We start from the raw sequence: 11011 nt of genomic DNA on the forward strand, positions 1-11011 counted from the left end.
GAGGGCGCGGAGGGGCGGGAGAGGGGTCTGGGGCGGGCCGCCGGGGGCGGATTCTCAGGGCGCGGAGCGGGGCGACCCGCACCGGGTCGGTCTGTTCCGGGCGGCGGGCGCGGCGTCCGTTCGCCGTCGGCGCATTCCGTGCGCCGACGGCGAACTGCGGTCGTGGAGCGGTGGGTTCGGTGGTCGACTGGGGCGCATGAACATTCTGGTGCTCGGTGGTACGGCCTGGGTGGGCCGCGAGGTGTCGCGGCGGGCGTTGGAGCGGGGGCACGCGGTGACGTGTCTGGCGCGGGGAGAGAGCGGGGAGGTGGCGGAGGGGGCCGAGCTGGTCGTCGCGGACCGGCGGGAGGCGGGGGCGTACGACGCGCTGGCCGGCCGGGAGTGGGACGCCGTGGTCGAGGTGTCGTGGCAGCCGGGGTTCGTCCGGGGGGCGCTGGACGCGCTCGGCGGGCGGGCCCGGCACTGGACGTACGTGTCGTCCGGGAACGTGTACGCCTCGCAGGCCGAGATCGGGGCGGACGAGTCCGCGGAGACGCACGTGCCGACCGAGCTCGACGAGGTGGGACGGGAGCTGTACGGCGAGGCCAAGGCCGCCTGCGAGCGGGCGTCGGTCGCCGCCGTCGGGGACCGGCTGCTGATCGCGCGGGCGGGGCTCATCGGCGGCCCCGGTGACGTCAGCTGCCGGACCGGCTACTGGGCGGCCCGGGCGGCGCGCGAGCCGGAGGCGCCGATGCTGGTGCCGGACGAGGCGGAGCTGCCGACGCGGGTCATCGACGTGCGGGACCTGGTCGAGTGGATCCTCGACTCGGCGGAGAAGGGGATGACGGGCACCTTCGACACGGTGGGTCCGAACGTGACGCTCGGGGAGTGGATCGGGCTCTCGCGGGCGGCCGCCGGGCACACCGGGGCCGTGGTGCCCGCCGGGTCGGCGTGGCTGCTGGAGCAGGGGGTCGAGGAGTTCATGGGGCCCGACTCGCTGCCGCTGTGGATCGTGGCCGAGGACTGGGGCGGGTTCCAGGCGCGTTCGGGCGCGGCGGCGGCCGCCGCGGGGCTGCGGCAGCGCCCCCGGACCGAGGTGATCGCCGACACGCTGGCCTGGGAGCGGGAGCAGGGGCTCGGCCGGGAGCGCCGGGCGGGCCTGAGCCCGGCGCGCGAGGCCGAACTGCTGGGCCTGCTGGGGGAGTAGCGGTAAGGGGATGCGCACCGCCGTCCGGCCGACCGCCGTCCGGTGCCGGGGGCGACCCCCGTCCGGCCGGGGCCGGCGATTCCTGTCCGGCCGGGGCCGGCTCCCGTCCGGCCGGGAGCCGGCCCCGGCCGGACGGGCAGGGGCTACGGGGCGACCAGGGCCGGGTCCTGGTCCGAGCGGCGCAGGGCGTCGGCGACGAAGCCCTTCCTCTTCAGCTCCTCGACGACGGAGCGGAGGTACGCCACCGTCTCCGGAGCCCGGTCCGCCGTGGTGCCGACCGCCTGCCGGATCTCCATGAACCGCCCGTCGATGAGGCGGACTTCGGGGTGGGCGGCGACGTAGGCGGCCATCGGCTGGCGGATGCCCGCGCCGGCCTCCAGGTCCAGGGTGCGGAAGACCTCCACGCCCTCCCCGCCCCGGACGACGGTGGCGTGGGCGAGGGCGCGGGTGAGGTGGAGGTCGTACGCCGAGCCCTGCTTGACGCCGATGCGGATGCCGGGCGCGTCCACGTCCTGGACGGTGGCGAGCGCCGAGTCCCGGGGGACCGCGTACACCCCCTCGATGACGACGTAGGGGGCGGTGAACGCGACCTCCTTCTCGCGCGCCGGGTCCACGGCGAGGAAGCAGAGGTCGGCGCGGCCGTCCGCCATCGCCTCGAACGACTTGCGCGCCGCGTCGAAGCAGAGCGTCTCGACGGAGAGCCCGAGCCGCCGGCCGATCTCCCGGGCCAGGTCGACGGTGATGCCGGCCGGCGCCTCGGGGGTGCCCTGGGCGAGCACCGGGTTCCCGAGGTTGATGGAGGCCCGCAGGACCCCGGTGGGGGCGAGGTCGGCGGCGATCGCGGCGATGTCGTGGTGCGTGGTCGTCATGGTTGCGGAGTCTAGGCACCGTCAGGCGAGCCAGAGGGCGCTGCGGCGGTGGCGTGCGGGCGGGATGTCGACCGTGTCGGCGGCGTCGGGGTCGAGCGGTGCGGGGCGGGTGCCGGGGGTGTCGGCGAGGCGGCGGGCGGCGGTGAGGCGGGCCCGGAGGGCCTGGCGGGCGCGGCGTTCGAGGAGGTTCGCCGCGTAGGTCAGGTCGTCGTGCTGGTGACGGGGCATCGCGTACACGCCGACGGCGCGGCGGACGCGCACGGGGCGGGGGCGGCGGCCGGCGCGGGTGGCGTCGGCGAGGGCGCGGGCGCTGTACCGGAGGTCGTACAGGACGACGGCACGCCAAGGTCCCCCTCCCGGCGTGTCCCACGTGTCGTGCCGCGGGAGGGAGAGGTGGTGTGCGGTGCGGGTCACGGAAGGGCTCCGTCCGTCGGTCACCGCCGGGGAGGTCCCGGCGGGCCAACGGAAGCCGCGGGGCCCGCGCGTGACGTGCTCGCGGGTCGTGCGGGTGCGGGGGCGCATGAGGGGGAGCCTACGCGGGGGAATCGCCGGGTGTGGCCGAATTTCGCAGGTCCCGGAGCGAATGATCTCAGCCATCCGCACGTGCTTCTGGAGGTGGAAATTCCATATGGCGGTGATCGTTCCGGATGGCTATTTCATCCGCCCTGACCTCGGGTTTCTCACATACAGGACGCGAAGATCGGAGTTGGTCTAGACATTTATTCCGGGGGGCGGGTAGGTTGCGGAACGCGAGTTCTCGTGAACGTTTGCACGACCCGAAAATCCGTCTTCGCATTGTGAGGGATCCTATGGTCAAGGCAATTGTCGGCATGGCGGACCGTGTTCTCGGTCGCGTTCTCCGCGAGGAGAGCGCCGAGGCGTACTGCGCCTGCCCCGCGGGCGGCAGCAGCTGGTGCTCCGGCTCCACGCTCTACGTCAAGGTCTGCTGTTCCTGGAACTGCGCGGTGGCCCCGTCCTGCGTCACCAAGTCGTACCCGGGCGACTGCTGACCGCGGCTTTCGCGCCCTGCGGTGAAACGCCCTCCCCGGTGCCGCTCCGCGCGGCCCGGGGAGGGTCCCGGCCGGCACATCCGACGGAGGAACGACCGTGACCGACTCCCTGATCCTGGCCTTCCGGTGCGTCGTGGCCGTCGTCTTCGCCGCCTCCGCTCTGGGGAAGGCGCGCGCCCCCGGCGCGTTCCGCACGACCGTCCGGGAGATGCGGCTCCTGCCACTGGGCACGGTCGGCGCCGTCGCCGTGGCGGTGCCCGTCCTGGAGGTGGTGCTCGCCGTCGCCGTGTGGGTGCCGGCCCTCACCACCTGGGCCTTCGCCGTCTCCTTCGGGCTGATCGCGGTCTTCACCGCGGCCCTGGCCTCGGTCCTCCGCCGGAAGATCGACACCTCCTGCTCCTGCTTCGGCGCCTCCCGCACCCGGGTCGGCCCGGCGCACCTCGTCCGCAACGCCGTCCTCCTGGGGGCGACCGCCACCGGATTCCTCGCCTCCCTCGCCGCGGGCGGGCCGGCGTCCGTCCCGGTGTCCGGCCCGTCCGACGTGGCCGGCGTCTTCACCGCCGTCCTCGGCGCGGTCTGCGTGAGCGCGCTCGTCCTCTCCACGGACCTGCTCGCCGACGTCTTCTCCGCCCCCGCCTCCGGAGCCGGCCGGCGGACCCCCTCCTGACGGCGCCCCGGCACGACCGGACGGCGCCCGGCCCGACCGGACGACGCCCACCCTCCCGCACCCGCCGATAAACCAAGCGAGGCCCTTTCCATGCTTGTCGCCGCCGTCGTGCTGATCGGCTGTCTCTCCGTCTTCAACCTCTTCCTGCTGCTCGCTCTCGCACGCCGCACCTCCGGCTCCGCCGGGAATTCCGGCGAATACGTCTCCGACGCCCCGGAGAACAAACTCCCGGACGGTTCCCCGGTTCCCGCATTCCAGACCGTCACGCATTCCGGGGAAGAAATCGGCCGGAATTCCGTCGCGCCCGGATCCGTCATCGGATTCCTCTCCACCACCTGCACGCCCTGCGTCGAGCAGGCACCGGAATTCGCCCGCATGGCGAAGGACTTCCCAGGTGGCCGGGATCATGTGCTCGTCTTCCTCAAGGGCGGCGGCCCCGAGCGGCAGCGGATGATCGAGCTGCTCGACCCCGTGGCCCGCGTCGTCACCGAGGCCGCAGGCTCCGAGGGCGCCTCGGCCTCCTTCGGCATCGTCCGCTGGCCCAGCTACCTCGACGTCGACTCCGACGGCCGGATCAGCGACCGCGGCCAGGTCGCCGCCGCCCCGACGGCGTCCGCCTCCCGGTGAACGGCCCCTCTCCCGCCGGCCGCAAGGACGTGGCCCGGGCCGGGCGGACCGCCGCCGGGCTCGCCTGGCGGGCCGGGCGGGGCGCGCTCCTGCTCTACCTGACGGGGAGCGTCGTCGCGGGGCTGCTGCCCGCCGCGGCCGCGCTCCTCGTCCGCGAGCTGTTCGACGCGATGACCCAGCACCGGCCCACCGACGCCCTCGTCCGCATCGCCGTCCTCCTGGTGGGGGTCAGCCTCGGCATCGCGCTCGTCCCGGCCGTCACCGACTTCCTCCGCGAGCAGCACGCCCGGCGGGTCCAGCTCCGCGTCCAGGACGAGCTGTTCGAGGGCGTCAACCGCCTTCCCGGACTGCGGTACTTCGAGAACCCGGCCTTCCAGGACGAGCTGCGGCTCGCCCAGGAGGCCGGCTCCTCCGCGCCCGGCATGCTGATCGGCTCGGCCGTCGGCGGTGTCCAGGCGCTGGTGACCTTCCTCGGCTTCCTGATCACGGTCTGCGTGCTCAACCCGCTGCTCGGCGCGCTGACCGTCGTCATGGCGCTGCCGACCTTCCGGACCCAGCTCACCGCGGGCCGCCGGCGGGCCGCCGTCATCCGGGACATCGTGGCGCGCAGCCGCCGCCAGATGTTCTACGCGAGCCTGCTGACCGACATCGACGCGGTGAAGGAGATCCGGCTCTTCGGGCTCCAGGACCACTTCAAGGACCGGGCCCGGGCCGAACTGGCCTCCGCGTCCGAGGCCGAGCGCCGCACCGAACTCCGCAACCTCGTCCGGGGGGTTCCCCCGTCCGTGCTCGGCGTGGCGGTCTACGGCGCGGGGCTCGTCTGGGTGGTCGGGGCCGTCGGCGCCGGTTCGCTCTCCGTCGGCGACGTCTCCGTCTTCCTCGCCGCCACCGCCGCCATCCAGACCGGCGTCGGGCAGCTGGCGAACACCGGCAGCAACGCCTACCAGGCCCTCCTCACCTTCGTCTCCTACCGGGCCCTGCGCGACATGACCCCCGACCTGCGGCAGCTGGAAGGACCGGCCGAGGAGCCCGGCCCGCTGCGCTCCTCGATCACCTTCGAGAACGTCTGGTTCCGGTACGACGACGCCTCGCCGTGGGTGCTGCGCGGGGTGGACCTGACGCTCACCGCCGGCGCGGCGACCGCGCTCGTCGGCCTGAACGGCGCCGGCAAGAGCACGCTGGTGAAGCTGCTGTGCCGGCTGTACGACCCGACCGAGGGCCGCATCCTCTGGGACGGCACCGACATCCGCCGCTTCACCCCGGACGCGTACCGCCGCCGGATCGGCGTCGTCTTCCAGGACTACTGCCGGTACGACCTCACCGCCCGCGAGAACGTCGGTCTCGGGCGGCTCGACCGGGCGGGCGACACCGGGGCGGTCACCGGGGCGGCGCGGGCCGCCGGCGTCCACGACCGGCTCACCCGGCTGCCCGCCGGCTACGACACCCTCCTCAGCCGGATCTTCGTCCCGGACGGGGAGCAGGGCGCCGGCTTCGGCGGGCAGTCCCTCTCCGGCGGCGAGTGGCAGCGCGTGGCGGTGGCCCGGGCGTTCATGCGCGCCGACGCCGACCTGCTGATCCTCGACGAGCCCAGCGCCGGCCTGGACGCGGAGGCCGAGAAGGAGATCCACGACAGCCTGCGCGCCCTGCGGGGCGGCGCGACCGGCGTGGTGATCTCGCACCGGCTGAGCGCCGTCCGCGACGCCGGCCGCATCGTCGTCCTCGGCGACGGACGGGTGGTCGAGGAGGGGACGCACGAGACGCTGATGGACCGGGGCGGCCGGTACGCGGAGCTGTTCACGCTCCAGGCGGACGGCTACCGTACCGACGCGCCGGGCCCCGTCCCGGACCCCGTGCCCTGAGGAGGGGTGACGTGTACGTGTTCCTGGGCGTGACCGCGGGCCTCGCGCTGGTCCTGGTGCTGCTGCGCCGCTTCCTCTCCCGGCTCCGGATCAACGGGCCGAGCATGATGCCGGCGCTGCGGGACGGCCAGCGGGTCCTCGTCGTCCGGAGCGGCGCGGCCCGGCTGCGTACCGGCCGGATCGTCGTCGTGGCCCCGCCCGAGGGGCTCGTGCGCCCCCGCCGGGACGCCGGCCCGGCCGCCCGGCCGCCGCTGGTGGTGAAGCGGGTCGCCGCGCTCGCCGGGGAACCGGTCCCGCCCGAGGTGTGCGCCGCGGCCGGTGTCGCGGAGGGCTCCCTCGTCCCGCCGGGCCGGGTCGCCCTGCTCGGCGACAACCCGGCCTTCAGCACGGACTCCCGCTTCTGGGGCCTGCTGCCGGTGTCCAGCGTCATCGGCGTCGTCCTCGACAAGGCGGCGTGACGGCGTCCTCCGCCGGGCGGCGCGGGCCGGGGTCAGACCTTCACGGGTTCGGCCTCGGGGGTGTCCAGACCGGGCTGCGGGCCGCCGGCCGCCACCGGGTCCGGCGCCGGGGCGGCCGCCGCCTCCGGGTCCACGTCGAACTCCTCGATCAGCTCGCGGCTGAAGCCCCAGAAGTAGGTGGCGACGAAGCCGACGAGGTAGCCGACGAGCAGGCCGCCCGCGTAGATCGCGATCGTCGGGCCCAGGCCCTTGTTGCCGTCGAGGAGCGGGAAGAGCGCCCAGCCGGACGGGCCGATGGCGGTGGAGCCGACCTTGTCGCCCAGCATGCTGAAGAGGCCGACGAAGGCGCCTCCGGCCGCGCCGCCGACGCAGGCGGTGATGAAGGGGCGGCCCAGCGGGAGGGAGACGCCGTAGATCAGCGGTTCGCCGACGCCGAGGAAGCCGGCCGGGAGGGCGGACTTGATGGTGCGGCGGATGGAGCCGTTGCGGGGCAGCTTCAGGTAGACCGCCATGGCCGCGCCGACCTGGCCCGCGCCCGCCATCGCCAGGATCGGGAGGAGGACGGTGTAGCCCTGCTGCTCGATGAGGGTGGTGTGGATGGGGATGAGGGCCTGGTGGAGGCCGAGCATCACCAGCGGCAGGAAGAGGCCGCCGAGGAGGAGGCCGGCGCCGGCGCCCGCGTTCTCCAGGAGCCAGTTGGCGAAGTCGCCGATGGCCTGCGAGACCTCGCCGGCGACGAACATCAGGCCGAAGATCGTGACCAGTCCGGAGACGAGCACGGTGAGCGTCGGGGTGACCAGGACGTCCAGGGACTCCGGCACCCAGCGGCGGCACCACTTCTCCACGTACACGGCGAGGACGGCCGCGCCGAGGGCGCCGAGGACACCGCCCTGGCCGGGGGAGAGGGCCTGGCCGAAGACCTCGATCTTGGCGACGCCGGCATAGACGATGATGGCGGCGACCGCGCCGCCGAGGATCGGCGTGCCGCCGAACTCCTTGGCCGTGTTGTAGCCGACGAAGACCGCGATGAGGGCCATGAAGCCGCTCGCGACGGCGGCGAGCGCCGGGGTGACGCCGGGCAGCCAGCCGAGGTTGATCAGCAGGCCGTTGAGGCCGGCGATGATGCCGCAGCCGATGAGGGCGGGGATCAGCGGGACGAAGATGTTCGCGATCTTCCGGAGGAAGAGCTTGAACGGGGTCGCGTTCTTCGCCTTCCGGGCCGCCTTGAGGGCGGCGCCCTTGCCGGCGAGTTCCTCGGCGGTCGGCGTGTGCCGCGGCGCCCGCGCGGCCTCCTCGGCCACCAGGGCCTCGAACTCGGGGGTCACGCGGGCGACCGTGCCGGGGCCCAGGACGATCTGGTACGTGTCGTCCTCCACCACACCCATCACGGACGGCAGGGCCTTCAGGGCCTCGTCCTGGACGAGCGAGCGGTCGCGCAGACCCAGCCGGAGGCGGGTCATGCAGTGGGCCACGGAGGTGATGTTCCCGGCGCCGCCGACGAGGGGGAGGATCGCGGCGGCGGTGGCGCGGTTCTTGTCGTCTGTGCTCATGGTGCGGTGGTGCCTTCGGTACGGGGGTGGGGGGGCGGACGGCTCAGGTGGCCGGGTGCAGCGCCGCGCGCAGGTGGCCGCGGGAGTCCTTGAGCCGCTGGGCCGCGGTGGCGGCGTCGACGTCGGCGAGGAGGATCAGGATGGCGTTCTTCACCTCTCCCTCGGCGGCGGCGAGGGCGGCCTCGATCTGCTCGTCGGGGGCGCCGGTCGCGAGCGCGACGATGCGGCGCGAGCGGGCCTGGAGCTTCTCGTTGGAGGCGCGGACGTCGACCATGAGGTTCCCGTAGGTCTTGCCCAGCCGGATCATGGTGATCGTCGAGATCATGTTGAGGACGAGCTTCTGGGCCGTGCCGGCCTTCAGCCGGGTGGAGCCGGTGAGGAGTTCGGGCCCGGCGACGACCTCGATGCCGTGCTCGGCGGCGGCCGCCAGCGCGCTGTCCGCGTTGCAGGACAGGCCGATGGTGAGCGCTCCGGCGGCGCGGGCGTGCTCGACGGCGCCGATGGCGTACGGGGTGCGGCCGGAGGCGGAGACGCCGACCACGGTGTCGTCGGGGCCGACGCCGAGGGCGTCGAGGTCGGCGGCGGCGAGCTCCTTGGAGTCCTCGGCGCCCTCGACGGCCTGGACCATGGCGGAGGGGCCGCCCGCGATCAGGCCGACGACCTGGGAGGGGTCGGTGTTGAAGGTGGGCGGGCACTCGCTGGCGTCGAGGACGCCGAGCCGTCCGGCGGTGCCGGCGCCCAGGTAGAGCAGCCGGCCGCCGCGGGCCATCCGCTCGGCGGTGGCGTCGATGGCCGCGGCGATCGCGGGCAGCTGCCGGGCCACGGCGGCGGGGACGGACTGGTCCTCGCCGTTCATGAGGCCGGCGATCTCCAGGGTGGACAGCCGGTCGATCTCGGCCAGTTCGGGACGGAACGCCTCGGTGGTGAGGGTGGCCAGCTGGGCGCGGAGTTCGGAGTACGTGGTGGACACGGGCGGCTGCTCTTTCATGGTGTCGTCCCCGGCGGGTCCGGGGCCTCAGCGGGTGGTGCGGGGCGAGTGGCGGTGGGCGAGGGCTTCGTACGAGGCCGCGAGGGCAGGGGCCGCGGTCTCGTACGTGCGCTGGGTGACGCAGGTGAACAGGCAGTCCACGACCAGGAGCTGGCTGGTGCGGGACGACATGGCTGCCGGTCTCAGCTCGCTCTCGCGGGCGGTGGAGGTGGTCAGCACGTGGTCGGCGTACTGGCTGACCGGACCGTCCGGGCGGCCGGTGATCGCGACCGTGGTGGCACCGTGCTCGAAGGCGACCCGGAGCGGTTCTATGACGTCGCCGGTGGAGCCGGAGTGGGTGATGGCGAGGGCCACGTCGCCGGAGCGGAGCTGCACGGCGTTGGTGACGGCGAGGTGCGGGTCGCTGTGGGCGTGGGCGACGAGCCCGATCCGGAGCAGCTTCTGCACGAGGTCCTGGGCGACGAGGCCGGAGGCGCCGACGCCGTACACGTCGATGCGGCGGGCCGTGGCGCAGGCGGCGGCGACGGCGCCGAGCTGGACGGTGTCGAGGGCGGCGGCGGTGTCGGCGAGGGTCTGCCGCTCGTCGTGGGCGAGCTTGGCGACCACGTCGGCGACCGGGTCGTCGACGGCGATGTCGGCGGTGACGGAAGGGGCCCGGCCCGACTGCTGCTGGGCGGCGAGGCCGGCGAGGGCGAGCCGCAGGTCGCGGTAGCCGGGGTAGCCGAGGAGGCGGGCGGTGCGGACGACGGTGGCCTCGCTGGTGCCGGTCAGTTCGGCGAGGCCGGTGACCGTGAGGGCGGCGCAGCCGGCGGGGTCCCCGGCGACGGCCTCGGCGACCCGCTGCATGGAGCGGGTCATGGAAGGGGAGAGGGTCCGCACCTTGGCGGCGAGCGCGGCGGGGGCGGGGGGCGCCTCGCCGCTGAAAGTTTCCTTCACATCATTCGTCACGCTTGAAAGATACTTTCACCACGGCCGGCGGACAAGAGCCCGTACGGCCCGGACGGGGAGGGGACCTTCGTCCTTCCGGGGGCGGCGGGGGACAATGAGCCCATGGACGACATCGACCCCGTGGAGCAGGCGCTGCACGCCGCCCGCGCGCTGGTGCTGGCCGACCTCGCGGCCCGTGACGTGGCCGCGGCCCAGGTCGTGTCGATGGTGGAGGACGCGGTCACGCACCGCCGCTGGTGGGTCGAGCAGTGGCCCGAAGGCGCCGAGTACGTGGCGGGCCTCGTGGCCCAGGACGTCCAGGACGCCCTCCTGGAGCGCTACGGCCGCTGGCCCCTGTGCCCCGTCTGCTCCTCCGGCGACCCCCACGCCCTCGACGTGGAACCGGAACTGGGCCCCGACCCGCACTGGGTCTGCGCCAAACAGGGCGTGGTGGTGGCCCGGGTGGGCGGGCTGACGTGACGGGCCTCCGTGCCGGGGAGGGGGCCTGACATGGCCCTCTACATCGACCCCCCGACCTGGCCCGGCCACGGGCGCATGTGGTCGCACCTGGTCAGCGACGTCTCCTTCGAGGAGCTCCACGCCTTCGCCGCCTCGATCGGCGCCCCGCCGCGCGGCTTCGAGCGCGACCACTACGACATCCCCTCCGACCACTACGAGGCCGCGGTGGCCGCCGGCGCCGTCCCGGTCGGCTCCAAGGAACTCCTCCACCGCCTCACCGCCGCCGGCCTGCGCCGGCCGAAGGGCCGGCGGGCGGAGGGATGAGCGGGGTCGCCGCCAGGGCGCCCGGCGACGGACGGCGGCGCCGCGCGCGGGACGCGCGAAGGGCCGCACCGGACGGTGCGGCCCCTG

Annotated in this window: 13 protein-coding genes; 8 read left to right on the top strand and 5 right to left on the bottom strand. The window is 74.4% G+C overall.

Translation table 11 applies throughout. From position 1 onward, the window contains the following. Positions 1–196: 196 nt before the first annotated feature. On the top strand, positions 197–1186 hold the full coding sequence (locus tag ACFVU3_RS29685; protein WP_390070961.1) for an NAD-dependent epimerase/dehydratase family protein: 990 nt from the start codon (positions 197–199) through the stop codon (positions 1184–1186). Positions 1187–1329: 143 nt separating this feature from the next. Here ACFVU3_RS29685 and ACFVU3_RS29690 read toward each other — a convergent pair whose 3' ends face one another. Together ACFVU3_RS29690 and ACFVU3_RS29695 are read right to left on the bottom strand one after the other, a co-directional pair. Continuing rightward, positions 1330–2055 (bottom strand): transporter substrate-binding domain-containing protein, encoded by a 726-nt coding sequence (locus ACFVU3_RS29690; RefSeq protein ID WP_390070963.1) that lies wholly within the window; start codon positions 2053–2055, stop codon positions 1330–1332. A 21-nt stretch (positions 2056–2076) separates the two neighbouring features. Continuing rightward, positions 2077–2469, bottom strand: coding sequence for a hypothetical protein (locus tag ACFVU3_RS29695; RefSeq protein WP_390070965.1), 393 nt, complete (start codon positions 2467–2469; stop codon positions 2077–2079). 416 nt (positions 2470–2885) lie between these two features. On the opposite strand from ACFVU3_RS29695, the gene ACFVU3_RS29700 reads away from it, so the two are divergent. From ACFVU3_RS29700 to ACFVU3_RS29720, 5 genes are all read left to right on the top strand, one after another. Next, entirely contained in the window at positions 2886–3065 is a 180-nt protein-coding gene (locus ACFVU3_RS29700; protein WP_383466048.1) for a hypothetical protein, read from the top strand. A 97-nt stretch (positions 3066–3162) separates the two neighbouring features. Then, positions 3163–3732, top strand: a complete 570-nt coding sequence (locus tag ACFVU3_RS29705; protein WP_390070967.1) for a MauE/DoxX family redox-associated membrane protein — start codon at positions 3163–3165, stop codon at positions 3730–3732. Positions 3733–3822: 90 nt separating this feature from the next. Then, positions 3823–4359, top strand: a complete 537-nt coding sequence (locus ACFVU3_RS29710; protein WP_390070969.1) for a TlpA family protein disulfide reductase — start codon at positions 3823–3825, stop codon at positions 4357–4359. Further along, positions 4356–6218 carry an ABC transporter ATP-binding protein gene (locus tag ACFVU3_RS29715; RefSeq protein ID WP_390070971.1) on the top strand — a complete coding sequence of 621 codons (1863 nt, stop codon included), beginning with the start codon at positions 4356–4358 and terminating at the stop codon, positions 6216–6218. The genes ACFVU3_RS29710 and ACFVU3_RS29715 overlap by 4 nt, the downstream gene beginning before the upstream one ends. 11 nt (positions 6219–6229) lie before the next feature. After that, complete coding sequence (locus tag ACFVU3_RS29720; protein WP_390070973.1) at positions 6230–6676, top strand: S26 family signal peptidase; 447 nt, start codon at positions 6230–6232, stop codon at positions 6674–6676. A 32-nt stretch (positions 6677–6708) separates the two neighbouring features. Here the strand turns inward: ACFVU3_RS29720 and ACFVU3_RS29725 are convergent, their stop codons facing one another. Genes ACFVU3_RS29725 through ACFVU3_RS29735 form a run of 3 tightly spaced genes read right to left on the bottom strand, consistent with a single transcriptional unit; the run spans position 6709 to position 10162 of the window. Further along, positions 6709–8226, bottom strand: a complete 1518-nt coding sequence (locus tag ACFVU3_RS29725; RefSeq protein ID WP_390070974.1) for a PTS transporter subunit EIIC — start codon at positions 8224–8226, stop codon at positions 6709–6711. A 43-nt stretch (positions 8227–8269) separates the two neighbouring features. Beyond that, complete coding sequence (gene murQ / locus ACFVU3_RS29730; protein ID WP_390070975.1) at positions 8270–9214, bottom strand: N-acetylmuramic acid 6-phosphate etherase; 945 nt, start codon at positions 9212–9214, stop codon at positions 8270–8272. A 27-nt stretch (positions 9215–9241) separates the two neighbouring features. Beyond that, positions 9242–10162: a MurR/RpiR family transcriptional regulator gene (locus ACFVU3_RS29735; RefSeq protein ID WP_390070976.1), complete on the bottom strand. Its 921-nt coding sequence runs from the start codon at positions 10160–10162 to the stop codon at positions 9242–9244. Positions 10163–10264: 102 nt separating this feature from the next. Here ACFVU3_RS29735 and ACFVU3_RS29740 point away from each other — a divergent pair, with 102 nt between their 5' ends. Together ACFVU3_RS29740 and ACFVU3_RS29745 are read left to right on the top strand one after the other, a co-directional pair. Then, entirely contained in the window at positions 10265–10621 is a 357-nt protein-coding gene (locus tag ACFVU3_RS29740) for a hypothetical protein (RefSeq protein WP_390070978.1), read from the top strand. 30 nt (positions 10622–10651) lie between these two features. Beyond that, the gene (locus ACFVU3_RS29745; RefSeq protein ID WP_390070980.1) at positions 10652–10924 is read left to right on the top strand and encodes a DUF4031 domain-containing protein; all 273 of its coding nucleotides are present in this window, start codon (positions 10652–10654) and stop codon (positions 10922–10924) included. Positions 10925–11011: the final 87 nt, after the last annotated feature.

It is taken from the genome of Streptomyces sp. NPDC058052, assembly GCF_042885515.1.
Lineage (GTDB): Bacteria > Actinomycetota > Actinomycetes > Streptomycetales > Streptomycetaceae > Streptomyces.